We start from the raw sequence: 26,877 nt of genomic DNA on the forward strand, positions 1-26,877 counted from the left end.
CCCGACGGCCGAGGCCCGACGGCTGAGGCCCGAGGCCCGGAGGCTGACCGCTGGGCGGCGGTGGGTCGGACGAACCCGCCGCTCAGCGGTCCACCCGGACCGCCGCCAGGTACTCCGCGATCGCGTCCCGGTTGCGGGTCAGACAGGAGATCCGCTCGCTCATCCCGGACAGCTCCTGCTCCAGGGTGGCCATCATCTCCGGGGTGGCGTGCTCGAAGTGGATGGTGCGGGGCTTGTCGAGACAGGGCAGGATCTGTTTGATGATCCGGGTCGGCAGCCCCGCGTCCAGCAGCCCCCGGACCTGCAGCACCCGGTCCACCGTCGGCTCGTCGTAGGCGCGGTAGCCGTTGGCGCAGCGCTCGGCCACGATCAGCCCCTGCTCCTCGTAGTACCGCAGCAGCCGCCGGGACGCCCCGGTCCGTTCGGACAGCTCGCCGATCCGCATGTGCCCCACCTCACAGCCGGTCGCGTTGACCCTCACATCAATGTGAGGGTTCGAGCATATCCGGCATGCCGACCACTCCACGGACGACCGTCCGGACCGCCCCGCCCGCCGCCCCGCCCGCCGCCCCGGCGCCGGCGGCCCTGCCGCTGCCCGCCCTGCTGGCCCTCGCCACCGCCGTCTTCGTCACCGCCCTCACCGAGACCCTGCCGGCCGGCGTGCTGCCCGGGATGAGCGCGGACCTCGGCGTCGGCGAGTCCGCCATGGGCCAGGCCGTCACCGTCTACGCCGTCGGCACCGCCCTCACCGCCGTCCCGCTCACCGCGGCCACCGCCGGCTGGGGCCGCCGACGCCTGCTGCTCACCGCGATGGTGGGCTTCGCCGCCGCCAACACCGTCACCGCGCTGTCCACCAGCTACCCGCTCACCATGGCCGCCCGCTTCCTCGCCGGGGTCGCCGCCGGCCTCGCCTGGGCCCTGCTCGCCGGGTACGCCCGGCTGCTCGCGCCGCCCGAGCTCCAGGGCCGGGCCATCGCCGTCGCGATGACCGGGGTGCCGCTCGCCCTGTCGCTGGGCGTGCCCGCCGGGACCTTCCTCGGCTCGGCGACCGGCTGGTGGGTGCCGTTCCTGCTGATGACCGCGATCGCGGTCGGCGTGACCGGCTGGATCGCCGCGGCCGTCCCCGAGGTGCCCGGCCGGGCCCGCGGCGAACGGACCCCGGTGCTGCGCTCCCTCACCGTCCCGGGGGTGACCCCGGTGCTCACCGTGACCGTCGTCCTCGTCCTCGCCCACACCGTCCTCTACACCTACATCGCGCCCTTCCTCGACCGGCGCGGCATGGGCGGCGCCACCGACGCCGTGCTGCTCGCCTTCGGCGCGGCCTCGCTGCTGAGCATCTGGCTCACCGGCGCGCACATCCACCGCAGGTCCCGCGCGCTCACCGTCGGCGCCACCCTGCTGATCGCCGCCGCGGCCGCCGTACTCGGTCTGGCCACCGGCAGCACCCTCGCGGTGTACGCGGCCGCCGCGCTGTGGGGACTCGGCTGGGGCGGCATGCCCACTCTGCTGCAGACCGCCGTCGGCGACGCGGGCGGCGAGCAGGCGGACGCCGCGCAGACGGTGCTGGTCACCCTGTGGAACGCGGCGATGGCCGGCGGGGGCGTGGCCGGCGGCCTGCTGCTGGACCGGCTCGGCGCGGGCTCCTTCCCGTGGACGGTGCTGCTCCTGCTGCTGGCCGTCCTGGCGGTCGTCCTGGCCGCGCGTACCCACGGCTTCCCGGCCCGCCGCCCCGGCGCCGCCTCCTGACCGGTGCCGCGCCCGGCCCGCCGCCCGAGCGGTGCCGGTCCAGTACCCGCCCGGCCCGGGCACCGGCGCGTCCGGCGGCACCGCCGGCCGGGTGACCCGGTGCCCGGGCGGGCCCGCTGACGAATTATCATCCAGCAATGACCACCGCAGAGTTGATCCGGATCGTCTCCCGCTCCTCGCCGATGGCGCTCGCCCAGGTCGAGCGGGTCAGGGCCGAACTCGCCGCCCTGCAGCCGGAGGTGCGCACCGAGGTGGTTCCGGTGACCACCTCGGGCGACCGCTGGATGGGCGATCTGGCCCGGCTCGGCGGCAAGGGCGCGTTCACCAAGGAGGTGGACGCCGCGCTGCTCGCCGGCGAGGCGGACCTCGCGGTCCACTGCCTCAAGGACGTGCCGGCCGACCGCCCGCTGCCGGCCGGCACCGTGTTCGCCGCCCATCTGCGCCGCGACGACATCCGGGACGCGCTGGTCCACCCCGGCGGTCTGACCCTGGACGAGCTGCCGCCCGGCACCCGGATCGGCACCTCCTCGGTCCGCCGGCGGGCCCAGCTCTCGGCCTCCCACCCGCATCTGGAGTACGTGCCGATCCGCGGCAACGCCAACAGCCGGCTGGCCAAGCTGGCGGCGGGGGAGGCGGACGCCCTGCTGCTGGCGCTCTCCGGGCTGGAGCGGATCGGCGAGACGGCGCGGATCAGCGAGGTGCTGTCGGTCGAGGTGATGTGCCCGCCGATCGGCGCCGGGATCCTCGCCCTGCAGTGCCGCGCCGACGACACCGCCACCATCGACGCCGTCACCGGCCTCGGCGACCACGCGACCTGGCGCGAGGCGAGCGCCGAGCGGATGTTCCTGCACGTGCTCCAGGGGCACTGCAACTCGCCGATCGCGGGCTGGGCCAAGGCCGAGGAGGACGGCCGCCTCTCGCTGCGCGGCCGGGTCTTCACCCCGGACGGCAAGCAGGTCCTGGACGCGCACGAGTGGGCGGGCTCGCTGAGCCCGGAGGACCTCGGCACCGCGACGGCGCTGGCCCTCAAGCGGCAGGGCGCCTCCGAGCTGATCGCCGCGATCCCGCACTGACCGGCTCCCGGCTCCCGGCCCCCTGGCTCCGGCTCCGGCGCGGCTGCCGGGGCCGGTCCCGGGGCCGGTCCAGGTCCACGGCCGGAACGCCGGAACCCCCGGAAACGCCGGTAGGCCCCTCGCTCGCGCGAGGGGCCTACCGATTGTCTGTGCGCCGCCAGGGACTCGAACCCCGGACCCGCTGATTAAGAGTCAGCTGCTCTAACCAACTGAGCTAGCGGCGCGCGCTGACGGGGAAGACATTACCTGGTCAGCGGGGGAAACACACAATCGGTCCGGACCGCCCCCCCGGACGGTCCGGACCGCCGTGCCGGTCAGGGGACGAGGACGACCTTCCCCCGGACGTGCCCGGTGCCCACCAGCCGGTGGGCGTCGGCCACCCGCTCCAGCGGGAAGGTCTCGGCGATCTCCAGCCGCAGCCCGCCCGCCTCCCAGAGTCCGACCAGCTCGGCCAGTCGTGCCGCCGTCCGCTCGCCCCTGACGCCGACGGCGCCCAGCCGCGCGGCCCCCCGGTAGTCGACCACGGTGCCGATCCTGGACCGGTCGGCGACCAGCTCGACGGAGGCCTCCAGCGCCCCGCGCCCGGCCAGGTCGAAGGCCGCGTCCACCCCCTGCGGCGCCACCGCCCGGACCCGCTCGACCAGCCCCTGGCCGTAGCCGACCGGGATCGCGCCGAGCGCCCGCAGATGGTCGTGGTTGCGCTCGCTCGCGGTGCCGATCACCGTGGCGCCCCAGGCCCGGGCCAGCTGGACGGCGACCGTGCCGACCCCGCCCGCGGCGGCGTGGACGAGCACGGTGTCGCCCTTGCCGACCTTCAGCGCGGTGAGCCCGACGTGCGCGGTCTGCCCGGAGGCGGACAGCGCGCCGGCGTGCTCCCACGGCATCCCGGCCGGCTTGCGCACCAGCCGGTCCGCGTCGGCGACGACCAGTTCGGCGGCGCAGCCGAGCACCCGGAAGCCCAGCACCTCCTCGCCGACCGCCCAGCCGTCGACGCCGGGGCCGAGGGTGTCGACCACCCCGGCGAACTCGTTGCCCGGGGTCAGCCCGGGGACGAGCTCGACGCCGTACGGCGCCCGGCCCTCCCGGATCGCGAGGTCCGCCGGCTGCACCCCGGCGGCGTAGACCCGGATCCGGACCTGGCCCGGGCCGGGGGTGGGGTCGGGCACGGTGGTCACCCGCAGCTCCTCGGGGCCGCCGAACCGGGGGACGGTCACTGCCTTCATGCCGGGCGCTCCTGTCACGTGCTGTCGCAATCCCTGCCGGATCCCGCGGTCCGCTGTCGGTCCGGACCCGCGAGGTTCCGATCATCGGATCTGAAGCGCGCTTGAGGTCAACCCCTCCTCGGCGTGTCGCCCGAGTTGAGATCATTGTCGGATTTATCCTCGACGGCGGCCCGGGCCATGTCCGGGCCATGTCCGGGTCGGCACCCGGGTCCGCACCCGCGTCCGCATGCGGCTCGCATCCGCGTTCGACCACCGCTCGCCATCGAGAGGACCTCCCCGTGGGCCAGCTGCCCCTGCTCTTCCTGGTGCTGCTCGCCTCCGTGGTGACCATGCCGCTGGCCAATCGGACCGGGGTCCCGCAGCCGGTCCTGATGACCCTGCTCGGCATCGCCATGGCACTGATCCCGCAGATCCCGGACATCGCGATCGACCCCGAGCTGATCCTGCCGCTGGTGCTGCCACCGCTGATCTTCGCCGTCGCCCGGCGCTCCTCGGTCCGCTACTTCAAGGCCAACATCCGCTCCATCCTGCTGCTCGCCGTCGCCCTCGTCGTGGTCACCACCGTGGCCGTCGCCGGCACCGTGCACTGGCTGCTGCCCGGCCTGCCGGTCGCCGCCGCCATCGCGGTCGGCGCCCTGGTCTCCCCGCCCGACCCGGTCGCCGCCGTCGCGGTGGCCGGCAGCGTCGGACTGCCCCGCCGATTGGTCGCCATCCTGGAGAGCGAGGGCCTGTTCAACGACGTCACCGCGATCGTCGTCTACTCGCTGGCCATCGACGCCGTGGTCGGCGGCGACTTCTCCGGCGGCGACGCCGTGCTGCGCTTCGTGCTCTCGGCCGTCCTCGCGGTCGTCATCGGCGTCGCCCTCGGCTGGGCCACCAGCAAGCTCGCCTCCTACCTGGAGGACCCCACCCAGCAGGTCGCGCTCAACCTGCTGGTGCCGTTCGCCGCCTACAGCCTGGCCGAGGAGATCCACGGCTCCGGCGTGCTCGCCGTCGTCGTCTGCGGCCTCTACCTCGCCGAACGGGCCGCCGACGCCGACGCCGTCGCCTACCGGCTGGTCGGCAACGCCTTCTGGGAGATCGTCGAGATCCTCATCACCGGCTTCGCCTTCGGCCTGATCGGCCTCGAACTCGCCACCGTCCTCAGGGAGGCCGGCTCCGGCTGGACCGGCATGCTCGGCGACGCCGCCGTGGTGATCGCCGTCGTGGTGGGGGTCCGGCTGCTCTGGCTGCTCCCGGCCGGCTGGCTCTCCCGGCGGCTGCGGGCCGACTCCGAGGAGGACACCCCGATCAGCTGGCAGGAGAGCGTGGTGCTCTGGTGGTCCGGGATGCGCGGGGTCGCCACCGTCGCCCTGGCCCTCGCGATCCCGCTCACCGTCGACACCGGCGAGCCCTTCCCGGAGCGCGGCCGACTGGTCTTCATCGCCTTCGGCGTGGTGCTCTTCACCCTGCTGGTCCAGGGCCTCACCCTGCCCTGGACGGCCAAGCGGCTGCACCTCGACCTCGACCACGACCGGCACGAGCAGGAGGTCCGGATGCTGTGGTGGCGGGCGGCCAAGGCCGGACTGCGCCGGCTCGGCGAACTGGAGGAGGCGGACAAGCTGCCCGCCGAGGTCGCCGACCGCCTGCGGGACCGTCAGCACGACCGGCTGGCCCGGCTCTGCCCCGAGAACTACGCCGAGGAGGAGGCCGCCGAGGCCAAGCAGCGGCTCGCCCAGTGGCGCGCGGCGCACAGCGTCGAACAGGAGATGATCGCCGCCTCCCGGCGCGAGATGCTGGCCGCCCGCGCCGAGCCCGGCGCCGACCCGGAGCTCGTCGACCGGGTGCTGCGCGGCCTCGACCTGCGGTCCGAACGGAAGTGACGGCCGGTCCGTCCGGGCGACCCCACGGCGGGTCGGAGGGACGGACCGTGACGGCCGGACGGACGCCCCGCGAAGCCCGTCCGAACAGTGCGAACCCCGACCGGACGCCGACGAACGGAATGTGCGCCGGGGCCCCCGGCGTTGCATAGGCTGATCCCGGGCAAGGCCGTCAACGGAGTCGGCGCACCCCCCCAGGACCCGCACGGCCGCGCGACACCCTCCCGCCCGGTCCTGCCGGTATCTGCACCCGAGGAAACGAGGAGCCACCGATGTCGGAGACCCGCGCCGACGCCCGTACCCCGCTGGACCGCACCCCGGAGTGGGCCGCCCTCGCCAAGCACCGGGAGGAGTTCGGCGACACGCACCTGCGCGAGCTGTTCGCCGCCGACCCGGAACGCGGCCGCCGCTACACCCTCCAGGTCGGCGACCTGCACGTCGACTACGCCAAGCAGCTCGTCACCGACGAGACCCTGGCGCTGCTGCGCGAACTGGCCGGGGCCACCGGCGTCGCCGCCCTGCGGGACGCGATGTTCCGCGGCGAGCGGATCAACACCACCGAGGACCGCGCCGTCCTGCACACCGCGCTGCGCGCCCCGCGTGACGCCGTGATCGAGGTCGACGGCGAGAACGTCGTCCCCGCGGTGCACGCCGTGCTCGACCGGATGGCCGCCTTCGCCGAGCAGGTCCGCGGCGGCGAGTGGCGCGGCCACACCGGCAAGCGGATCCGCTCCGTCGTCAACATCGGCATCGGCGGCTCCGACCTCGGCCCCGCGATGGCCCACGAGGTGCTGCGCTCCTTCAGCCGGCGCGACCTCGACGTCCGCTTCGTCTCCAACGTGGACGGCGCCGACCTGTACGAGGCCGTCCGCGACCTGGACGCCGCCGAGACGCTGTTCGTCGTCGCGTCCAAGACCTTCACCACCATCGAGACCATCACCAACGCGGTCTCGGCCCGGAACTGGCTGCTCGCCGAGCTGGGCGCCGGCGCCGACGCGGTCGCCAAGCACTTCGTCGCGCTCTCCACCAACGCCGAGGGCGTCGCGGACTTCGGCATCGACACCGCGAACATGTTCGAGTTCTGGGACTGGGTCGGCGGCCGCTACTCCTACGACTCGGCGATCGGCCTCTCGCTGATGATCGCCATCGGCCCGGACGCGTTCCGGGAGATGCTCGACGGCTTCCACCTGGTCGACGAGCACTTCCGCACCGCCCCGCCGGAGGAGAACGTCCCGCTGCTGCTCGGCCTGCTCGGGGTCTGGTACGGGGCCTTCTTCGACGCCCAGGCGCACGCGGTGCTGCCCTACTCGCACTACCTGTCGAAGTTCACCGCATACCTCCAGCAGCTCGACATGGAGTCCAACGGCAAGTCGGTGGACCGCGACGGCAAGCCGGTGAGCTGGCAGACCGGCCCGGTGGTCTGGGGCACCCCCGGCACCAACGGCCAGCACGCCTACTACCAGCTGCTGCACCAGGGCACCAAGACGATCCCGGCGGACTTCATCGGCTTCGCCGAGCCGGTCGCCGACCTGCCGCCGGGCCTGGTCGCCCAGCACGACCTGCTGCTCGCCAACTTCTTCGCCCAGACCCAGGCGCTGGCCTTCGGCAGGACGCCGGAGGAGGTCGCGGCCGAGGGCGTGCCGGCCGAGCTGGTCCCGCACAAGACCTTCCGGGGCAACCACCCGACCACCACCGTGCTGGCCGGCGCGCTGACCCCCTCGGTGCTCGGCCAGCTGGTCGCCCTCTACGAGCACAAGGTGTTCGTGCAGGGTGCGATCTGGAACATCGACTCCTTCGACCAGTGGGGCGTCGAGCTGGGCAAGGTGCTCGCCAAGCGGATCGAGCCGGTGCTGCTGACCGGTGAGGGCACGGAGCGGCTGGACAGCTCCACCGCCGCGCTGGTGGCCCGCTACCGGGAGCTGCGCGGCCGCTGAGGCCCGCCCGGGCCGTCGTCCGCTCCGGCGGGCGGCGGCCCGGGTGCTGTTCGTTCCGGGTGCTGTTCGCCGGAGCCCCCGGGTGGCGCCGAGAGGGTGCCGGAAACGCCGGAAGGCCCCTCGCTCGCGCGAGGGGCCTTCCGGTTGTCTGTGCGCCGCCAGGGACTCGAACCCCGGACCCGCTGATTAAGAGTCAGCTGCTCTAACCAACTGAGCTAGCGGCGCCTGCTGACAGAGAGGACTCTAGCAGCGGGGCGCGGTCCGGCCAAAATCGAATACCCGCACCTCCCGGGCGGCCGTTCCGGGCCAGGGGGTCCGCTGCGGGGTCCGCTACGGGGGGCAGGCGCCGACCGGCTCGCGGGCCGCCCGGACGCAGGCCCAGAGGACGACGGAGGCGCCCGGCAGCCACGGCTCCCGGCTCTCCGGGGCGACGATCCACCGCCCGGAGCCGAGACCGGGCGAGTCCGGGCTGTTCACCATCCGCTGCACCGGCGGCACCGTCACCGTGTCGCCCTTGCCGTGGCAGAGCAGCGGCGGCACGTCCCGGGCCCACTCCTCCCAGGCCAGCAGCCGGCGCAGCCGGGGAGCGGCCCCGGGCTGCGCGAACAGCAGGGTCCGCCCCCGGAAGACCGCCACCGGTCCGCAGCCGGGACCGGAGGCCCACAGCTCGTCCAGCACCCGGCGGCCGAACAGCGACGGCATGCTGATCACGTCGAAGGCCCGGCCGCAGGGCAGTACCGAGGGCGCCCACGGCCGGGACTCCCAGAGGGCGCGCATGCTGCGGGGGTACTCGCTGGCGGAGGCGAGCCAGGCCTCCCCGGCCACGGTCACGTACTCCACCGACTGATAGGTCCAGATGTCCACGGACAGCAGCCTGGGGTTTCCGGGCCGTGGCCGGGAGGGAAACTCCGGTTCGCCGGACAGCGGGGCGGGCACGGGCGTACCCTTCCGCTTCCTCCGGCATATGCCAGAGGCGCCGGGCACCTACTGCCGCCGCCCGGGCCGGGTCAGTCCTCGTGCCGCCGGGGCCGGAGCAGGCTGCGGCCGTACTCGATCATCTTGGCCGCGTAGTCCGGGGTCCAGTCCGCCCGGACCGCGATCTCGGTCTCGGGCAGCGCGTCGAAACGGCGCGGATCCGCCAGCTGCGCTGCCGCGACCGCCTGGAAGTCGGTCGCCCGCTCGGCCGCCGCCCGGAAGGCCAGGGCCAGCTCGGTGGAACGGCGCAGCAGCTCGGCCGGGTCGTCGATCGACTCCAGGTCGAAGAAGCGCTCCGGCTCCGGTTCGTCGGCCTGCGGCTCGAACAGCAGCTGCACCGGACGCTGCCGCCGGCCGGGCGCCGCACCGGCGCCCGCACCGGGACCGGCCGCCGCGGCGGGGCCGCTCGGGTCGGACGCCTGCGCCTGGGAGTCGGGCATGGACGGACACCTCCGGGTGCTCGATGGGGGCGGGCGACAACTGCTCGGGACGGGCGCCGCCCGGTCGTGGCCGCCGTCCATTGTCTCGCGCCGGCGGCCGGTAACGGAACGGTGCGCGTCCGGGCGCTATTCCCGGCGGATGCGCCGGGGGCGTGCGTCCACCGTGCGCCCGCCGTCTCCCCACCGTGCGTCCGCGAGGCCCGGCCGCACCCCCGGCGGCGCCGGCCGGGCCGGGCCGCCCGGCCTCAGGAGCGGCCCAGCCGCACCCGGTGGCCGGACAGGTGGTGCAGCACCCGGTGGTTGGCCTCCCAGCCGTCGGGGAAGGCGACCGGCACACCCAGCTGCACCGGTTCGGTGGCCGGATGCTCGTCCAGCAGCTCCGCGATCCCGGCCCGGGCCACCACGATGCAGGCGTGCCGGTGCCGGGAGGCGAGCACGCACAGCCGGCCGGTCTCCAGGTGGAACGCGGTCGCGTTCGGCCGCCCGGAGAGCGGGTGCAGCACCACCGTGACGTCGTACTCCCGCCCCTGCAGCCGGTTCGCGGTGTCCACCGTCACCGCCGGGCCGGCCGACCCGTCCACCGGCACCCCGACCTTGACCAGCGCCGCCCGGACCGCCGCCGCCTGGTCCCGGTGGGCCGTGCCGACCGCGACCCGGTCCGCCGTGAGCGGGGCCGACCCCTGCTCGGAGTGGGCGGTCAGCCCCCGGTCCAGCAGCCGCCGCACGGTCGCCGCCACCGCCGCGACCGCCTGCGGATCGGTCCGCACGGTGTGCCGGGCGGGCAGCTCCAGCAGGGCCCAGCCGTGCTCGGCCGCCCGGTCGATCGCCGCGTCCAGGGCCGAACCGTCCGGCCGCACCGCCGAGGTCAGCCGCCGGTCCCCGGGCCCGGTACCCGAACGGAACGGCGTGAACGGGTAGAACGCCCCGGAGATCAGCGGCGCCGCGCTGGCCGGCAGCCGCCAGGACACCGGCAGCCGGTGCGGCCGGATCTGCGGGTTGTGCGCGAGCAGGGTCACCACCGCGCTGCCCGACGGGTCGTAGGACAGGCCCGCCCACTGCTCGGTGCCGACCACGGTGAACGGGTCCAGCTGGCCCGGGTCGCCGACGAACAGCGCCCGCTCGAACAGCCGGGCCACCGCCAGCAGCGCGTCCGAGCGCATCTGGTACGCCTCGTCGACGATCGCGTGCCGCCACGGCTGCTCGGTCCGCACCCACTGCCACTTGGCCGAGGTGGAGATCACCACGTCCAGCTCGGCGAGCTCGGCGACCTTGTCCGAGGGCGTCACATTGGCGTGGCGCAGCACCTCGGGCCCCGGGCGGGCGTCCGCCGCGTGCAGCCGGCCGATCGTCAGATCGGGGGCCTTGGCGGCCAGCCGGTCGACCAGGTCGTCCACCTGGCCGTTGGTCTGGGCGACGATCATCAGCCGCTCCCCGGCGGCCACCAGCTCCCGGGCGGCACGCACCACCAGGGTCGATTTGCCGGCCCCGGGCGGCGAGTCCACCACGACACCGCGCGGCGCGCCGACGGCGGGGCGGACGGTCGCCTCCAGGATCCGTGCCACCGCCGCGTCGGCCGCCGCTCCGGGCGTCGGCTCCCCGGCCGGGTCGCCGGGGCCGGTGGGCGGGGAGGTCTGCTCGGTGTCGCTCATCGGCCGGATCGCTCCCAGTCCTCGGCGGTGCCGGTGTGAGTGCCGGTGTCGGTGTGGCTGCCGGTGCCGGTGCCGGTGTGGGTGTGGCTGCCGGTCACGGCCGGCAGCACGGTGGCGACGGCCCCGGGCGGGCCGCCGTGCGTCCACGGGGTGTCGTCCGGATCGGGCAGCGGCGCGGCCTGCCGGACCGTCAGCTCGAACAGGGTGAACGTCACCCGCTCGCCCGGCTCGGGCAGGCTCCCCGGCTCGGGCTCCTTCTTCCGCCCCATGCCGGACAGCACCCGCACGGTGACGGTGCCGGCCTCCGGGTCGACGGCGGCGATCACCGCCTTCTGCGCCGGTCCCGGCCCGGCCTCCGGCCCCGGCGCCGTCCGGACCCGGTGCACCTCCCGGCCCGGGTCGGCGTGCGGGCGGTCGCCGGTGCGCACCGTCACCAGCGGGCGCGGCTTGGGGGAGCGGCCGGTGGTGTCGTAGTCCGGCACCACCTCGGTCACCACTCCGCTGAACGCCTCCCCGGAGAGCCGGTGCTCAGCCATCGCCAGCGGGTCGTCCAGCGCCTCCTGGACGTCCAGCCGGGTCTGCTCGCGCTCGCGCTGGGCGAGCTTGCGGGCGGCCGTCACGGCGTCGTCGACCCGGGGCTGCGGGGGCTCCCCGGCCGCCAGCCGGTCCCGGTGGCCGGTGTACGACCAGCGGTCGCCGGTCCAGCGCTCGGCCAGGTGGCCGGCCGGGGGCAGCGCCCGCAGCAGGTCCAGGCCGTGCCAGACGTCGTGCCAGGCCGGCAGCAGTTCCGCGCGCAGCACGGCGCGCAGCCGGTCGACGGAGACCCGGACGGCCTCCCGGGCCGCCGTGGCGTCCCCGCCGCCGGGGCCCTCGGCCTCGCGCAGGGCCGTCGCGGCCGCGTCGTAGCGGGCGATCGCCGGGGCGAGCACCTTGGTGTCGAACACCGGGTCGGTGGTCGGACCGGCCGGCGGGCGGACCAGTCGGCCCTCGGCGTTGCGCTCGGTCTCGGCCCGCTCGGCCGCCTCCGCGCCGGTCAGGCCCTCCGGCGGGGCGTGCCAGGCGAGCAGGGCGGCCAGGTGCTGGTCCTCCAGGTGGCTCTGGCCGGTGGCCCAGTGCCGCGCGAGCAGCCCGGTCATCGGCAGCAGCAGGCTGGACCCGGGCACGGCCGAGCGCTCGGCCAGGTGGGTCAGCCAGCGGCCGAGCAGCGGCACCCGGGCGGGGGCCGGGAACGGGCCCGGGTCCTCGTCCTCGGCGGTGCGGCGGAACCGGGTCGAGCGGCCGAGCAGCGCCAGGTGGCGCACGCCCCCGGTGTTCGGCACGACCAGCTGCGGCGCGTCCGCGCACAGCTCGCGGACCACCGGGGCCTTCGCACCCGTCTCCGGGTCCTTCTCGGAGCCCTCGATCAGCTCGACCTCGTCGCCGAAGGACTCCAGGTAGGGCAGCAGGTCGGCGGCCAGGTCGGCCAGGAACTCGGAGCGCAGCGTGCGGTTGAGCGGCTGCGGCACGATGTGCAGCGCCGGCGCGTCCCGGTCGGTGCCGAGCAGCACGGCCAGCGGGGCGCCGTCCTCACCGGCGGAGGTCAGCGGGACGAGCACCATCGGGCGCTCCGACAGGTGCCGGTGGCGGACGGTGGCCAGCGGCTCGGCCCGGCCGCCGCGGACGGCCTCCAGCCGGGCCAGGGTGGTCAGCAGGCTCATCGCCCGCCCTCCGGTCCGGCCGGGTGCGGGCGGCCGAGCGCCTCGGCGCGCAGGGCGGCGGCGTAGGCCAGCCGGGCGGCGGCCTCGTCGGCCCCGTCCCCGTCCTCGTCGTCGCCGCTGCCGTCGCCGCTGCCGTCGCCGCTGCCGTCGTCGCTGCCACCCGGTGCGGGCCCGGTCCGGGCCACCGCCAGGGCCTCGCCCACCGTGCGGATGCTGCCCAGCTCGCCCCGGACACCCCGGCCGAGCTGCTCGACCCGGTCGTCGCAGCGGGCCTGCGCCCGGCAGTGGAAGCCGAGTTCGCAGGTGGAGAGGCAGTCCGGGCTGTACGCGGCCGGCACCGTCCCGACCGTCCGCTCCAGCTCCTCGGCGGACCGGACGGGGGCGCCGTCCGCGTCGGGGGAGAGGTCGAAGTCCGCCCCCGGCGGTAGCACCGCCAGCAGCCGCTCGATGCCGGTCATCCGGCTCAGCTGGCGGCGGGTGGTCGCCAGCTCGCGGCGGACGTCCACCGGCACGGCGGTCGGCCGGCTGCCGAAGTCCTCCGGGCAGACCAGCAGCACGCTCGTCCGGGGGCTGCCCGGCAGCCGCTGCTCGGCGTACGGGTCCGGGTCCACCGCCCGCCCGGCCAGCGCCGCCGCGGCCTCCTGGAGCGCCAGCACGTAGACCGCCGCCTGGCGGGCGGCCGCGCCCACCTTGCCCGGGTCCGCGGTGCCGTCCAGCACCGGGAAGGACTTGATCTCGACCACCGTGCAGCGCCCGCCGTGCACCACGACGGCGTCCGGCTCCAGGTAGGCGGTCGAACCGGCCACGTCCAGCCGGAGCAGCGGATGGTCCAGGAGCGTCCAGGCGTGCTCCTCGGCGGCCGCCTCCGCGAGCGCCGCCACCGTCCGGTCGGCCCGCACGGCCGGACCGGAGGACTGCAGCAGGTCCGGCACGAGCAGCGGGCCGTCCTCGCCGGCCGGCCCGAGCCGGCGGCGCAGCGGCTCCAGCAGCGCCGCGTAGCCGTTCTCCTTCAACCGGGCCTCGAACACGACGCCGCGCGCCAGCGCGAGCGGCGACCGGCCGAAGGGAGCGGGGCGGCCGAGACGGGCGGCCAGTGCCGTCTTGTCCACCCCGGCGGCGTCCAGCACGGCGCGGCGGTGGCACCCCGGATTGGCGGCCAGGGCGGCGAGGGCACGGGCGTTCAGGCTGCGCTGCGGCGCCGGTCCGCGCAGCTCGGCGAGCCGCTGGGCGAGCGGCTCCGCCGGCCCGCGGAGCGGGGCGTTCGTCGAGACGTTCATGGTGCGGCCCAGTGTCGCATCCGGCTCCGACAATCCGGCCGGAACCGGCCGTTGGCGACGAACGGGCGACGAACGGACGGCTGCCGGGCCCGCCGCCGGGACCGCCGCCGGGCCCGGCGGGGCGGGAGCCGGAGGCCGGGATCGTGGGCGCTGCGCGGGTGCGGGATCATGGAGGCCGGTGCTCGATGGCGAGGCCGACGTCGACACCCGCCCCGATCGCGAGGAGCCTCCATGCCCGCCCGAATCCTGCTGGTCCGCCACGGTGAGACCGAGTGGTCGGCGACCGGCCGCCACACCGGCCGCACCGACATCCCGCTGACCGAGGACGGCCGCGCGATGGCCCGGGCGCTCGGCGTCCGCCTCGCCGCGGCACCCTGGAACGGCCTGCCCGACGCCCGCGTCCTCACCAGCCCGCTCGACCGCGCCAAGGAGACCTGCGCGCTGGCCGGCCTCGGCGACCGGGCCGTCGAACGCCCCGAGCTCATGGAGTGGGACTACGGCAGCTACGAGGGCCGCACCGGCGCCGACATCCGCGCCGCCGACCACCCCGGCTGGCTGATCTGGCGCGACGGCGTCCCCGGCGGGGAGAAGCTCTCCGACGTCGCCGCCCGGGTCGACGCCCTCCTCGCGGACCTCAACACCGAGCACGGCGTGCCGGAGCCGGACACCACCGTCATGCACTGCGCCGACCGTGACGTGGTGCTCTTCGCCCACGGCCACCTGCTGCGCATCCTGACCGCCCGCTGGCTGGGCCTGCCGCCCGAGTTCGCCCAGCGGTTCAAGCTCGGCACGGCCGCGCTCTGCATCCTCTCCTGGGAGTACGGCGCGCCGGCGGTCGAGCTCTGGAACGACCAGGGCCACCTGGAGACCCTCACGCACAGGTCCTGACCCGGTACGGGCGCCCGCCTCCCTGCCCGGTCGTCGCTGCCTCGGTGGTCGGCGGGCCGGGCGGCCGGGGTCGGCCGGGTCTCAGGCGGCCGCCGCCGCGCCGTACGCGGTCAGGAAGCGCCCGACCTCCGGCACCCGCCGGTGCTGCCGCAGCCGCCGGGCGGTGTCCGCGAGCATCGAGCGGATCCGCGCCGAGCGCACTTCGTCGAACAGCGCCACGGCAGCCGAGCCGTGCTCGGCCGCGCCCGCCAGGTCGCCGCGGCCGAGCCGGTCGTGGGCGAGTTCGGCGGTGTACAGCACCCGGTTGCGGACGAAGTGCGGCTTCTGGAGCGCTATGGCGAGCCCGGCGCGCTCGCTCGCCCGCTCCCAGTCCCCGAGGGCGGACCAGCACTGGGCCTGCAGCCCGGCGAGTTCGCCCTCGCCGAAGAACGACATCCACTCCGGATCGGTCTCGGACGGGCCCCGGTCGAAGTGCCGGCAGGCCCGGGCGACCGCCCGCTCGCAGGCGGCGCGGTCCTGCAGCAGCGCCCAGCCGCCGGCCTCGCGCATCGCGAGCAGGGCGAGCAGCCGGTCCGAGTCGAGCCCCCGGGCCGCGGACTGCCCGGCCTGGGCGGCGCGCAGTGCCTCCCGGGGCCGGCCGGCGTCGCGGGCGAGGAAGGCGCTGTTGCAGAAGACATGCGCCTCCAACGAGGCGTCCCCGGCCATCCGCGCGGTGGCCAGCGCCTCGGCGTAGTACGAGCGGGCGTCCGCGAGCCGGTTCGAGTCGTGGGCCAACCAGCCGACCGAGACGGCCAGTTCGCCGGCGCCGGCCTGGAGCCTGCGCTCGGTCTCGGTGGAGTACTCGCAGGCGTCGAGCAGGACGTAGGCGGACCGCAGCGATCGGCCCGCCTGCTCGAACAGCGTGTCGGCGCCGTGCGCGTCGTCGGCCAACCGGATGTCCCGGACGGCCTGTTCGACGCCCAGCACCTCGGCCGCGCCGACCTTGCGGGGCGGCGGGACGGCTCGGGGCCGGCCGGGCACGAAGCCGTTTCCGGGCACGAAGCCGTCGCCGGGGCCGGAGCGGGCGCCCGCCGTGCGGGGGGCATCGGCCGCGGCGGCCGGGGCGGGCCGGTCGATGCCGATCACGGTGGCCAGCGCGGCAGGGCCGCCGGCCAGGAACGTACGGCGACGCACGTCGTCGTTCTCCTCGTCGGGATGGTGCGGTCCGGCGGACCCCCGGGGCGCCGTCGCGAACCTCGGCACCGGGGGCCCATCCGGTGCGGGCGGTTCCGCGTACGGCCAGGCAGCGTACGGCAGTTGGATGGAGAGCGGAGAGCGGGGGGCGGGCAGGGGCGGGAACGGCGGGTGGAGCGGCGGTGGCGGTCCGCCGTCCGGCGCGGCGGCGGGACCCGGCCGGGGTCCGGCGTACTGCCCGGGGGGCTGTTCGGCGTGCTGGCCGGGGTGCTGTCCGGGGTGCTGTCCGGGGGCGGTCCCGCCGCCGGGCCGCGCGCCGCCGTTGCCCCCGCCCTCACCCTCACCCTCGCCCCCCGTACCGCCGTCCGTCGAGCGGCGCCGGACGGCGGTACGGGGGGCGAAGCCCAGTTCGGTGAGCGAGCGTTCCGGCCACATGTGCCGGAACACCCGCTCGTACGCGTAGTTGGGGCAGCGGATCTCGCCGGACTCGACCCGCCCGATGTACCGGGCGTCGCACGAGACGTGCTCGCCGATCTCACGGGCCGCCCGGCGCACGGCCATGGCGAACTCGCCCGGCGAGCGGTCGCCGCGCAGGGCGCGCATCACGGCGTTGGGTGACGGGCGGTTCGGCTCGGCCGGTGGGGTGGCTGCCATGGTGCGCTCCGTGGTGGTGCGGGGTGGTGCGGGGTGGTGGTGCCAGGATCGGGTGGCGGTGGGGCGGTGGGGGCGCCCGGCCACGAGTGGGTCCACTGGGGCCCGACGGGCTGCCGGGCGCGGCACCGACAGTACCGGGAGTCACCGGGCGGCCACAGTGCGTTGGTGGATGATGTGCCACCAATACCGGGCAAACCGGGCGTAGTTGCCGGGATCCGCCATGAAATGCCATGCCTTGCTGTAAGGCGCCCCGTGGCCTCGGGGGCCCGCCCGGCGTTGTGCTGTTACGTGGAAGCCCCGTCCGCCGTCCCTGCCGCACCCCCCGGCGGCAGCCCCAGCGGCACCCCCCACGCCGGGCGGCGCGGCTTCCACTCCGACGAGGTGACAGGAGGGCCGATGCCGGCCACTGGAGTACCGCAGTACCGCCGCCTGGTCGCCGGAGGGATGCCGGCCGCCGCCGCCCCCGCCATGCTGCCCGAGGCCGCCGACGACCGCGGCCCCGCCTGCCCGCTGTCCGGCGGCGGCCCCTCCCGGCGTCCGGCAGCCGACCAGGACCGCGCCCCGGCCGCCGCCCATGACACCGTGACCGTCGCCCTGCGGCACGGACTGGAGGCGGTCGACATCCTGCGCCTGCGGCGGGCCTGCGGCGCCGTCCTGCAGAGCCGCAACGGCGCCACCGTCTCCTTCCTCGTCCCGGCCGGCACCTCGGCGACCTGGCACCTGCCCGGCAGCTCCTGTGCCGCCGGCTCCCCGCTCCCGCCCGCCACCGACCCGCGCTGGGTGATGCCCCCGGCCGGCGCCGACTGCACCGCCCGCCCCACCGACGCCTGGGTCCTGCGCTCGGCGCTCTGCGAGGCCGCCTGCACCCTCGCCGCGGGCGGCTTCGGTCAGTTCTGAGGCCGCCGCCTGCCGTTCTGAGGCTGTCGCCTCCCGTTCCGGGGCCGCCGCCTCCCGTTCGGAGGCTGTCACCGCCCGGGCCGGGCCGCCGGACCTCCTCGGGGGCGGCGATAATGGCCGGTATGGGACGAAGCAACCGAGCCGGCCGCACCACGGACCGGGGCCGCGCCGCCGCCGCGGCAGACCCGGCCGCCACCGGCCCCGGGGGCCGCACCCACGCGCAGGGCCCGCTCACCCGCGCCGTCGACTCCGGCCTCGCCGAACTACGCCCCGACCGCGACCGCCCCGCCGCCTGGTCGCTGCTGGTCGACGGCGCGCCGCAGTCGCTGGTCGACCTCGCCGACCCGACCCACCTGGGCTTCGAGTACCAGCGCCGGCTCGGCCACCTGGTCGACCTGGTCGCCCCGCCCGGCCGTCCGCTCACCGTTCTCCACCTCGGCGGCGGAGCCCTCACCCTGGCCCGCTACGTCGCCGCCACCCGCCCGCGCTCGCGCCAGCAGGTTGCCGAGATCGACACCGCGCTCACCGACCTGGTCCGCACCGAACTCCCGCTGGACCGCGGCTGGCAGGTCAAGGTGCGCGGTGCCGACGCCCGCGCCGTGCTGGAGCGCACCCCCGAGGGCAGCGTGGACCTGGTGATCGCCGACGTCTTCTCCGGCGCCCGGGTGCCCGCCCACTGCACCACCGTCGAGTTCACCGCGCTGGCCGCGCGCGCCCTGGCCCCCGGCGGCTGGTACGCCGTCAACATCGCCGACGGTTCGGCGCTGGCGTTCGCCCGCTCCCAGGTGGCCACCCTGGGTGCCGTCTTCCCCGAACTCTGCCTGGTCGCCGACCCGGCGGTGCTGCGCGGCAAGCGGTTCGGCAACCTGGTCCTGGCCGCCGCGCACACCCCGCTCCCACTGGCCGACCTCACCCGCCGGGTGGCCTCCGACGCGGCCCTCGGCCGGGTCGAACACGGCCGCGCCCTGGCCGACTTCGCCGCCGGGGCGGCTCCGGTGGCGGACGCCGCCGCCGCTCCGTCCCCGGCCCCGCCCCCGGGCGTCTTCCGGTAGTCGCGGCGACCCCGCCCGGCCCGGCGCGGTCGAACGGGCGGACGGTGAAGGCCCGTTCGACCGCGCCGACGTCCGCTCGGCCCCGCGTTCGGTCGGCCCCGCGCCCGATTGGCCGCCATGCCCTCGGGCCGCCGAGAATGGGGCCGGCGCGGCGCGGGGCCGGTCGCGCCGACCCGACCAGGAGGGCCGCACGTCGTGCCGATCCGACCGGCCCGGCCGAGCGAGGCGGCGGCACTCACTGCCCTGGCCCTGCGGTCCAAGGCCCGTCTCGGCTACGACGCCGCCTTCATGGCGGCCTGCCGGGCCGAACTCACCCTGGAGTCCGGGCAGATCGAGGCCGACCGCACGACCGTCGCCGAGGACGACGGCCGGGTGCTGGGCTTCGTCACCCCCACCGGGGCGCCGCCGGAGGGCGGGACGGACCTGCTCTTCGTCGAGCCGGACGCCGTCGGCCGGGGGATCGGCCGCCGCCTGGTGGAGCACCTGTGCGCGGAGACCGCCGCCCTGGGCCTCACCCGGATCGTCGTCGATTCCGACTCGCACGCCGAGCCGTTCTACCTGGCCCTGAACGCCGCCCGTACCGGCACCGTCGCGCCCGGCTCGATCCCCGGCCGGGAACTGCCTCTCCTCACCCGCTACTTGACCGAGCCGGCCCCCGGTCGCTGACCGGCGCTGGGCGGGCCTTTGCCCGGTGCCCCGGGTCCGCCGACCGTGCTCAGTGCCCCTTCGGCAGGCCCCGGTGCTTGTACATCGCGGCTCCGGTCAGGGCCAGCCCGGCCGCGATCGGGGCGAGGACGGCGGTCGCGGTGCCGGCGGCGTCGTGCGCGACGGTGACCACGGCCGTCGACGCGGCCCTGGCGGGCGACGGGGCCGTCCCGGCCGCCGCCGGGGTGTCGGCCGCGGGCCGGCCAGGTGCGGGTCCGGCCGCCGGAGTGCTCCCGGTGCCGACGGTGCCGGGATGCCCGGGGGCGGGGTGCTGGGGCCGGTCCGAGGGGGCGGGGACCGGGGGCGGGGCCGCGGGGTGGCGCTGGTCGCCGCCGGGCCGTCCGCTGTCGGCGCTCCCGCCGGTCCGGGCGGAGCCGCCCGCCGGTCCGCCCGCCGGTCCGTCGGCCGACGCGTCCCGGGTCGCGCGCGCCTCGTCCGGGCGCGACTGGGCGGGCAGGGTGCCGAGCAGTCCGGAGGCGATCGCGAACGCGTCGGGCACGGCGGCCCGTTGCCCCGGCAGCGGGAGTCCGCCGGCCCGGATCCGGTCCTGGAGCACGCTGCCGACGGCGGTGGTCGCGCCGTCCAGCTCGGGTACGGCGCCGCCGGTCGCGGTGCCGGGCCCGGCACCGGTCGCGTCCTTGGGAGCCGGGCCGGTGATCCGGTCGAGCGGGCCGGCGGTCGGGTCCTGCCCCGGCAGGTCCGGCCCGGACGACGGACCGGGTGCGGGGGAGGGGCCGGGCGAGGCGGCGGGGGCGCGGGCGGCGGGCGCCGTCGTCCGCCCGGGGGCGGCCCCGGCAGCGGAACCGACGCCACGCACTCCGCCCGGGTGCCCGGCCGACGGTCCGTCGGCCGGTGTCCCACCGCCGGTCAGCGCCCGGCCGACGGTCCGGCCGGCCGGTTCCGGGAGCGCCTCGGCGTCGGCCGCACAGGCGCCGAACCCCCAGAGTTGTGCGAGGAGCGCCCCGCCGGCCGCGACGGCCCGGGGCCCGGGCAACCACCGCCGGGCCGGACGCCGGCCGGCCGGACGCCAGCGGCTGCCGACGGCCCGTCGGGCGGGTTCCGGGCCACTGGCCGCGTGATTGGCTCGCACGTGAATCGAGAACGAGCGGACGGGCCGTGAGGTCACGGCCGCGTCGTCACGGACAGTCATCGCGATGCGCGCGCCCGCCCGTGCTCGCGCCGTGCTCGCGCCGTGCTCGCGCCGGGCTTCCCTCCGGCTCGGGCCGTGCCGCTCCCGGCCCCGCCCCCAGATGGCGCCGGAACTCAGGAGTTCGGGCGCAGCGTCCAGACCACCGTCATGACGCCGGTCACGGCGCCGTCGGCGCGGGTGATCTCGACGGTCACCGGGAACTCGGGGCGCTCGCCCTTGTCCAGCTCGGCGACGATCTCGGCGGCGGGCCGGCCCAGGACCGCGGTGGCCGTGACGACGCCCATGGCGAGCTTCTTGTAGGCGATCTCGGCGCTCACCGCGAGCGGCACCGCGCGCGAGAGCTGGTCGCCGAACGCGGCCAGGACGATGCAGCCGCTGGCCGACTCGGCGAGCGTGAACATCGCGCCGGCGTGCGGGCCGCCCACGTGGTTGTGGTACTCGGGCTGGTCCGGGAGTCGGAGCACGGCGCGCTCGGGGGAGGTCTCCAGGTACTCCAGCTTGAGGGTCCGCGCCATCGGCACGGTGGAGTCGAGCAGCTGGCCGATCGAAGGTGTCGTCATGGCGGCAACGTTACTAGCCGGTAGCTTTTGGCGGCAGACCTGCGGCCGGGGAAAAAGATGAGACGCGGGCCACGGTGCGGTCCAGGTCACACCGCCCTTCCGTCCCCGCCGCGGAGGTGAGGGAACGCGAAAAAGCCCCGAGGGCCGGTCTCTTGAAGAAACCGACCCTCGGGGTCATGGGGTGAGTGACGGGACTTGAACCCGCGGCCACCTGGACCACAACCAGGTGCTCTACCAACTGAGCTACACCCACCATCAGTCCGGACCGTTCACGCTCTTCGGCGCTCCCGTTCCGACAAGAAGAACTCTACAGGATCCGGAAGGGTGCTCGCGCCAGGGTTCCCGCCGTCCCGCTCCGGTCGGACGTCCGGGTGTCCGGACACCCGACCGGGACGGGACGCGGCCGGTGGGTCAGCCCGTCGGAGGCTGGAACTTCTCGGCGATCGCGCGCGCGGTGTCGGTGTCCGGGCCGGGCTGGGCGACGAACACCGCCTCGCGGTAGTACCGCAGTTCGTCGATGCTCTCGCGGATGTCGGCGAGCGCGCGGTGGTTCCCGCCCTTCTGCGGGCTGTTGTAGTACGCCTTCGGGTACCAGCGGCGGGCCAGCTCCTTGATCGAGGAGACGTCCACGATCCGGTAGTGCAGGTGACCCTCCAGGGCCGGCATGTCCCGGCTCAGGAAGCCCCGGTCGGTGGCCACCGAGTTCCCGCACAGCGGCGTGCGCCCGGCTTCCGGCGCGTGCTCGCGCACATAGGCGAGCACCAGCGCCTCCGCCTCGGCCAGGGTGACGCCGTGCTCCAGCTCGTCCAGCAGCCCGGACGAGGTGTGCATCGCCCGCACCACGTCGGGCATGCCCGCCAACGCCTCCGCCGGCGGGCGGACGATGACGTCCACACCCTCGCCGAGGATGTTCAGCTCGGAGTCCGTCACCAGCGCCGCGACCTCGACCAGGGCGTCCCGGTCGAGGTCGAGGCCTGTCATTTCACAGTCGATCCATACCAAACGGTCATTCACGCCACTCACCCTACGGCGCGATCACGCGCCGCGGGCACCGATGGAGCCGAGCGGGGCGCCGGGGCGTAGCCCTCGGAACCGTGCTCGTCCGGCGTGTGGCCGTCCGCCTCCCGCACCTCGCGGGTCTCCCTGGCGTCCCGGACCTCCCTGCCGTCCCTGCCATCCCTGGCATCGCGGCCGGGGTGGCCGCCGGGGTGCGCGGGCCGACCGTCCCGGCCGGACCGCGCCTCACGGGGCTCCCTGGCCTCGGCCGCGGCGCTCCGGCCGCCCTGCGGACGCAGCTGACCCGCCCGGGCCTGCCGGGCCCGCGCCTCCGCCGCCCCGCCCGGGGCAGCGGCCGGCAGGCGTCCGCCGGGTGCGCCGTGCACCCGGCCGGCGCCACCCGCCGCGGACTCGTCCTGCGGCCGGTCGGCCGCGCTCCGGTGTCCCTGGCCCTGGCCGCGCGCCCCCGGCTGCGGGTGCCCGTCCTCGGCGGCGGCGTGCTCCGCCGTCCGGGGCGGCCGGCCCGTGCCGGGTCCGGGCCCGGGCTGGGCCGGAACGATCGGCGGCCGCGCCGGACCGCGCCCGGTCCCCGGCTGCCCGGGGTGCGCCTGGTGCCCGGCCGCCTGGTGCGGGTACGGCTGCCCGGCCCGCGCGTGGACGCCCTGGCCGGACGGCTGCCCGTGCTGGCCCGGGTACGCGGCGGCACCCGGCCCGCCCGGGAAGCCCGGGGCCGAGGCGGGACCGTGCCCGCCCGGCAGGCCGTGGCCGCCGAGCGCGCCGTGCTGGCCCGGCACCGTCCCGCCGAGGGCGGCCGCCGAGGCGATCGCACCGGCGGACCGGAGGTCACCGCCCGCCGACACGGCGGAGACCTGGGCCGACGCACCGGGCCGACGGGCCCGGTAGCTCGTCCGGTACGCGGCCGGCGAGACCCCGAGCTGACGGCGGAAGTGCCCGCGCAGCGCCACCGGCGAGCGGAAGCCGCAACGGCGCGCGACATCGTCCACCGACAGCTCCGAGGTCTCCAGCAGCCGCTGGGCCTGCAGCACCCGCTGGGTGATCAGCCACTGCAGCGGGGCGCTGCCGGTCAGCGTCCGGAACCGCCGGTCGAAGGTCCGTCGGCTCATGTAGGCGCGAGCCGCCAGCACCTCGACGTCGAACTGCTGGTTGAGGTTCTCCAGCGCCCAGGTGACCACCTCGGCCAGCGGGTCGTTGCCGATCTCCTCCGGTAAAGACTGATCGATGTACTGGGCCTGTCCTCCGCCGCTGCGCCGGCTCGGCACCACCAGGCGGCGGGCGAGCGCGTTGGCCGCCTCGGCGCCGTGGTCGCTGCGCACCACGTGCAGGCAGAGGTCGATCCCGGCGGCGGTGCCGGCCGAGGTCAGCACGTCGCCGTCGTCGACGAAGAGTTCGCGCGGGTCCACGTGCACCCGCGGGTAGCGCTTGGCCAGGGTCGGCGCGTACATCCAGTGCGTGGTCGCCGGGCGGCCGTCCAGCAGGCCGGCGGCGGCCAGGACGAACGCGCCGGTGCACAGGCCGATGATCCGCGCGCCCTCGTGGTGCGCCTTGCGCAGCGCGGTGATCGCCTCGACCGGCGGCGGCTGGGAGATCGAGCGCCAGGCCGGGACGACGATCGTGCCGGCCCGGGCGAGCGCCTCCAGCCCGTAGGGGGCCGAGAGGGTGAGGCCGCCGGTGGTGGCGAGCGGGCCCTCCTCGCCGGCGCAGACCAGCAGCCGGTACCGGGGCACCCCGGCGTCCTGGCGGTCGACGCCGAAGACCGAGAGCGGGATCGAGCTCTCGAAGATCGGCGCGCCGCCGAAGATCAGGACGGCGACGGTCTCCCGACGCCGGCGGCCGGAGAGCTTGCGCGGGGAGCCGGCCGTCCCGGGCGTCGAGGAGCCGTTGGGACCGCCCGCAGGACCGCTGTGGCCGCCGGGGCCGTGGCCGGTGCCGCCGTGTCCCGCCGGGCCGAGGCCGAGCGGCCCGGCCGGGAGCCCGGCGGAGGCCGCCGCGCCGACCATGCCGTGGGCGACCGCGCCGAGGCCCTGGCCGGGCGCCCCCGTCGCGGCGAAGGCCGCGAAGCCGCTCTCCGGGCCGGGGTGGCCGTATCCGTTGCCGGGGTGGCCGCCGCCGTTCTGGTGCCCGCTCTGGTGACCGTTCGGGTGGCCGCTCTGGTGACTTCCGGAATGGCCGGTAACCGACGCCCCCGCCCGGCCGTCCGGACCCGCTCCGTACCCGCCCCCGTGGCTGACACCGGATCGACCGACGGGGCGTCCGCCGTGCTCCGGGGTGGCCGGGAAGGACGGGGAACCCGCGCCCGACGGTGCGCCCGGACCGGCTGGGACGCCTGGTACGGACGGTGCCCCCGGGGCGGCCGGGACCGCAGTGGAATAGGAGGGGTACGAGGCGGTGCCGGAGTGACGGGTGTTGGCGGTGGAGGCCTGAGAGCCGGTGCCTCTCGTGGAACGACCCACGATGCCGGCCACGGGCTGGCCGCTGTCAGGACCCGCGTCGCTCCTGCTCACCCTGCTCAAGGCGCTCAAGCCCCCTCGGTGGTGTGGTGGTGTGGTGCGGCACTGCTGGCCAAGATCGAATCTATCGGGTGGACCATTGCCGTTGTGACAAGTTCACCATCCGACGCTATGTCGACATGGCAATTTGGCGTGATGCATTCGATCACGAAGCGTGGCACCCGTCGACCCTTCTGGGAAGAGGGTCGGTGCAACGGTGGCTGGTTGTCGCGGGACGGGTCCTGGGACGTCCGGCTCCGACGTACCCGGCCGGTGCGCCTGGGCTGCGGATTTGCCCAAGGACAGGGGACCCGGGCGAGATTGACCGAAAATAGGCGGTGCACCCGAGGGGCGCACAGCGCCGGAACATGCGCCTCCCAGGCTTCATCCGGCCAGGGCCGGAGCCGCGAAACGGGAACTGGTGACGTCGCGTCACCGGGCTCCCGCGGAGATCGCCGCCGGCTCGAACCGGCCAACGGCGGCGACCCCGGGCAGGCGTAGGACCGGCCATGATGTCCGCGCGCGGGCCGGCCCGCGGCGCGCGGTTGCCCCGGGTCGCGCCGCCCGTGCACGAACAGGCCGTACCGGAACCGGAACTGACGGTGTCGATCCCGGTACCGGCGGGGCGGTCGGCGGGCGGGTCCCGGCCGGATCCCGGTCCGAACGCTGGACGGCGGCCGTCCGGCCGGCGCCGCTGCGACCCCCGCTCTCGCACCGGGCCTTCGGCCGGTTCCGAATCGAACTGCTGACGGAGGGTGAGGTCGTCCGCCCTCGGGCCGGCCGAAGCCGGCGGATCGACCGGCCGGCCGGTCAGCGGGTTGGTCGGCGGGTCGGTCGGCGGGTCGGTCGGCGGGTTGGTCGGCGGGTCGGTGCCGGGGTGCCGCCGGGGCCCGTGGTCCGCTATCCGGCGCGGGCCGGGCTCGGAGCCGAAGTGTCCGGAGCCGGCGTCGACGACATCACCGACGGCGCCGACGGCCGGACGGGGAGCGGGACCGGCGGCGGCGTCGCACCGGGGCGGCCGTCGGGCCGCCGGGCAAACCCGCCGGACCGGTTTCGGACAGCGGATCCGGCCGCCGCGGCGGACGAGGCATCGCCGTCGGCGTGCGCGACAGAAGGCGCATGCCCGCCGTTCGGGGCGGACGGCAAGAACTGCACGCCGTGGTGCGCGCCGCTCTGCGCCGTCGGGTCCGGCTCCACCACCGCTCCGCCCCGCGCCCCGCCCGCGCCCGGCCGGCCGACGACCGGCCGGCTCGCCAACGATCGGCCGGCGACCGCCCCGCGCCGTGCCGTGGCCCCGGCCCGCACCGCCGGCCGGGGCGACGGGGCGGTGCGGGCGGCCAGTACCTGCCCGACGGCCTCCGGAAGGCCGGCCGCCTTGAGAGTGGGCCGGTAACCGGGCTCGGCCCACGGGCGGCCGTGGTGCAGCCACACGCTCCGCAGCCCGGCCAGTTCCGCGCCGGCGATGTCGGCAGGGGCGTGGTCCCCGACCATCCAGGTGTGGGTGGCCCAGTCCCCGGTCGGTGCGACGCCGCACCGCTGCGCCGCGATCTCGAAGATCAGCGGGTCCGGCTTGAGGCAGTCGGCCTCCTCGGAGATCACCCAGCCGTCGACCATCGGCCCGAGGCCGGTCCGCCGGATCTTCTCCAGCTGGGCCCCGGTGTTGCCGTTGCTGACGATGCCCAGCGTCCACCCGGCGGCGCGCGCGGCCCGCAACGCGTCGAGGTTGTGCGCCGGGCAGTGGATGTGGGCGTTGATGCCGCGCCGGTAGTGCGCGAGCAGCCGGTCGAGCGACTCGTCCAGGCCGTAGCGGCGGCGGGCGGCGGACAGTACGGTGCTGCGCGGCACGTAGCCGCCGCCGTCGATGGTGGCGAGCCACTCGACGTCGGCGGGCGGCAGGGCCCGTTCGAGCAGGAAATCCTGAGCCCAGGCCCGGAATGCGGCGTCCCTGGGGAGCAGCGTGTTGTCGAGGTCGAGCAGGAGCAGGGGCATGTCGAGCATGGTGCCAGCGGCCCTGCCTATGCATCTGGCAAATGCCGGGCGCCGTCGCGAACCCGTACGTATTGGCTGAAACGGGTGCCGGGACCGTTCGGCTCCGCCCAGTCCGGGAGCCGGCGCCGGCCCGCGCCGCCTCACTGCCCCGTGACCGGCCCGCAACGGATCGTCATCGATCCATGACAGTCCGGTCACGGTGTCCCGGAGTCCTGTTGCGCCACCCGGTCCGCTCAGTCAAGCTCCAGGGAACCTCTTTGCCGGAGGGGCTTCGTCGCGCTCGGGCAAGGGGCGCACGGCCGTCGGCACGCGCATCCCTCGTTCGCGGGAAGCACGTCGCCCCGAGGCCGCGCGGCTGGGCGGTATGCCCCGCCCGACGTACTCTGAAAGGAACAGGTCACAAACGGTGGTGCTCGGTGCAGACCGACGTCTT

The 26,877-nt window shown here is 76.1% G+C and carries 20 protein-coding genes, 3 tRNA genes and 1 pseudogene; 8 read left to right on the top strand and 16 right to left on the bottom strand.

The annotated features are described in order from the left end of the window. Positions 1-82 precede the first annotated feature (82 nt). Positions 83-445 carry a MerR family transcriptional regulator gene (locus tag SM793_RS02895; RefSeq protein WP_320436371.1) on the bottom strand — a complete coding sequence of 121 codons (363 nt, stop codon included), beginning with the start codon at positions 443-445 and terminating at the stop codon, positions 83-85. A gap of 65 nt (positions 446-510) precedes the next feature. On the opposite strand from SM793_RS02895, the gene SM793_RS02900 reads away from it, so the two are divergent. Both SM793_RS02900 and hemC read left to right on the top strand, forming a co-directional pair. Beyond that, positions 511-1,746 (top strand): MFS transporter, encoded by a 1,236-nt coding sequence (locus SM793_RS02900; protein ID WP_320436372.1) that lies wholly within the window; start codon positions 511-513, stop codon positions 1,744-1,746. A 137-nt stretch (positions 1,747-1,883) separates the two neighbouring features. Beyond that, the gene (gene hemC, locus SM793_RS02905) at positions 1,884-2,819 is read left to right on the top strand and encodes a hydroxymethylbilane synthase (protein WP_320436373.1); all 936 of its coding nucleotides are present in this window, start codon (positions 1,884-1,886) and stop codon (positions 2,817-2,819) included. A 150-nt stretch (positions 2,820-2,969) separates the two neighbouring features. On the opposite strand, the gene SM793_RS02910 is transcribed toward hemC, so the two are convergent. Both SM793_RS02910 and SM793_RS02915 read right to left on the bottom strand, forming a co-directional pair. Further along, a tRNA-Lys gene (locus SM793_RS02910) sits at positions 2,970-3,043 on the bottom strand. A gap of 90 nt (positions 3,044-3,133) precedes the next feature. Next, positions 3,134-4,042, bottom strand: a complete 909-nt coding sequence (locus tag SM793_RS02915; RefSeq protein WP_320436374.1) for an NADP-dependent oxidoreductase — start codon at positions 4,040-4,042, stop codon at positions 3,134-3,136. 278 nt (positions 4,043-4,320) lie between these two features. Between SM793_RS02915 and SM793_RS02920 the strand changes: the two genes are divergently transcribed. Continuing rightward, positions 4,321-5,904 (top strand): Na+/H+ antiporter, encoded by a 1,584-nt coding sequence (locus SM793_RS02920; protein WP_320436375.1) that lies wholly within the window; start codon positions 4,321-4,323, stop codon positions 5,902-5,904. 269 nt (positions 5,905-6,173) lie between these two features. Then, entirely contained in the window at positions 6,174-7,835 is a 1,662-nt protein-coding gene (pgi, locus tag SM793_RS02925) for a glucose-6-phosphate isomerase (protein WP_320436376.1), read from the top strand. 151 nt (positions 7,836-7,986) lie between these two features. Here pgi and SM793_RS02930 read toward each other — a convergent pair. The 6 genes from SM793_RS02930 to SM793_RS02955 form a co-directional block, all read right to left on the bottom strand. Beyond that, positions 7,987-8,060: transfer RNA gene (locus SM793_RS02930), tRNA-Lys, on the bottom strand. A gap of 105 nt (positions 8,061-8,165) precedes the next feature. Further along, entirely contained in the window at positions 8,166-8,699 is a 534-nt protein-coding gene (locus SM793_RS02935) for a bifunctional DNA primase/polymerase (protein ID WP_320436377.1), read from the bottom strand. 143 nt (positions 8,700-8,842) lie between these two features. Next, positions 8,843-9,250, bottom strand: a complete 408-nt coding sequence (locus SM793_RS02940; protein WP_320436378.1) for a hypothetical protein — start codon at positions 9,248-9,250, stop codon at positions 8,843-8,845. A gap of 245 nt (positions 9,251-9,495) precedes the next feature. Next, positions 9,496-10,899, bottom strand: coding sequence for an AAA family ATPase (locus tag SM793_RS02945; protein WP_320436379.1), 1,404 nt, complete (start codon positions 10,897-10,899; stop codon positions 9,496-9,498). Continuing rightward, entirely contained in the window at positions 10,896-12,596 is a 1,701-nt protein-coding gene (locus tag SM793_RS02950; RefSeq protein WP_320436380.1) for a hypothetical protein, read from the bottom strand. The genes SM793_RS02945 and SM793_RS02950 overlap by 4 nt, the downstream gene beginning before the upstream one ends. Further along, on the bottom strand, positions 12,593-13,873 hold the full coding sequence (locus SM793_RS02955) for a hypothetical protein (RefSeq protein ID WP_320436381.1): 1,281 nt from the start codon (positions 13,871-13,873) through the stop codon (positions 12,593-12,595). Before SM793_RS02955 ends, SM793_RS02950 begins: the two co-directional genes overlap by 4 nt. A gap of 231 nt (positions 13,874-14,104) precedes the next feature. Between SM793_RS02955 and SM793_RS02960 the strand changes: the two genes are divergently transcribed. Next, entirely contained in the window at positions 14,105-14,761 is a 657-nt protein-coding gene (locus SM793_RS02960) for a histidine phosphatase family protein (RefSeq protein WP_320436382.1), read from the top strand. Between the two features lie 81 nt (positions 14,762-14,842). Here the strand turns inward: SM793_RS02960 and SM793_RS02965 are convergent, their stop codons facing one another. Then, positions 14,843-16,588: a hypothetical protein gene (locus SM793_RS02965; RefSeq protein WP_320436383.1), complete on the bottom strand. Its 1,746-nt coding sequence runs from the start codon at positions 16,586-16,588 to the stop codon at positions 14,843-14,845. A gap of 396 nt (positions 16,589-16,984) precedes the next feature. On the opposite strand from SM793_RS02965, the gene SM793_RS02970 reads away from it, so the two are divergent. The 3 genes from SM793_RS02970 to SM793_RS02980 all read left to right on the top strand — a co-directional run bounded on the left by SM793_RS02970 (position 16,985) and on the right by SM793_RS02980 (position 19,203). Next, the gene (locus SM793_RS02970) at positions 16,985-17,485 is read left to right on the top strand and encodes a hypothetical protein (RefSeq protein ID WP_320436384.1); all 501 of its coding nucleotides are present in this window, start codon (positions 16,985-16,987) and stop codon (positions 17,483-17,485) included. 122 nt (positions 17,486-17,607) lie between these two features. Further along, on the top strand, positions 17,608-18,537 hold the full coding sequence (locus tag SM793_RS02975; RefSeq protein WP_320436385.1) for a fused MFS/spermidine synthase: 930 nt from the start codon (positions 17,608-17,610) through the stop codon (positions 18,535-18,537). Positions 18,538-18,732: 195 nt separating this feature from the next. Further along, a complete protein-coding gene (locus SM793_RS02980; RefSeq protein ID WP_320436386.1) occupies positions 18,733-19,203 on the top strand; it encodes a GNAT family N-acetyltransferase in 471 nt (156 codons plus the stop codon). 49 nt (positions 19,204-19,252) lie between these two features. On the opposite strand, the gene SM793_RS02985 is transcribed toward SM793_RS02980, so the two are convergent. The 6 genes and pseudogenes from SM793_RS02985 to SM793_RS03010 all read right to left on the bottom strand — a co-directional run bounded on the left by SM793_RS02985 (position 19,253) and on the right by SM793_RS03010 (position 26,444). After that, a complete protein-coding gene (locus tag SM793_RS02985; protein ID WP_320436387.1) occupies positions 19,253-20,236 on the bottom strand; it encodes a hypothetical protein in 984 nt (327 codons plus the stop codon). 269 nt (positions 20,237-20,505) lie between these two features. Continuing rightward, positions 20,506-20,952: a DUF4442 domain-containing protein gene (locus SM793_RS02990; RefSeq protein ID WP_320436388.1), complete on the bottom strand. Its 447-nt coding sequence runs from the start codon at positions 20,950-20,952 to the stop codon at positions 20,506-20,508. A 177-nt stretch (positions 20,953-21,129) separates the two neighbouring features. Beyond that, positions 21,130-21,205 (bottom strand) — tRNA-His (locus SM793_RS02995). Between the two features lie 158 nt (positions 21,206-21,363). Continuing rightward, entirely contained in the window at positions 21,364-21,966 is a 603-nt protein-coding gene (gene orn, locus SM793_RS03000) for an oligoribonuclease (RefSeq protein ID WP_320436389.1), read from the bottom strand. Positions 21,967-22,832: 866 nt separating this feature from the next. Continuing rightward, positions 22,833-23,813 (bottom strand): annotated as a pseudogene (locus SM793_RS03005) (helix-turn-helix domain-containing protein); the annotation flags it as partial. Positions 23,814-25,355: 1,542 nt separating this feature from the next. Continuing rightward, positions 25,356-26,444 (bottom strand): HAD family hydrolase, encoded by a 1,089-nt coding sequence (locus tag SM793_RS03010; protein ID WP_320436390.1) that lies wholly within the window; start codon positions 26,442-26,444, stop codon positions 25,356-25,358. Positions 26,445-26,877: the final 433 nt, after the last annotated feature.

The sequence above is a fragment of the Kitasatospora purpeofusca genome (assembly GCF_034043715.1).
GTDB classification, from domain to species: Bacteria; Actinomycetota; Actinomycetes; order Streptomycetales; family Streptomycetaceae; genus Kitasatospora; species Kitasatospora purpeofusca_A.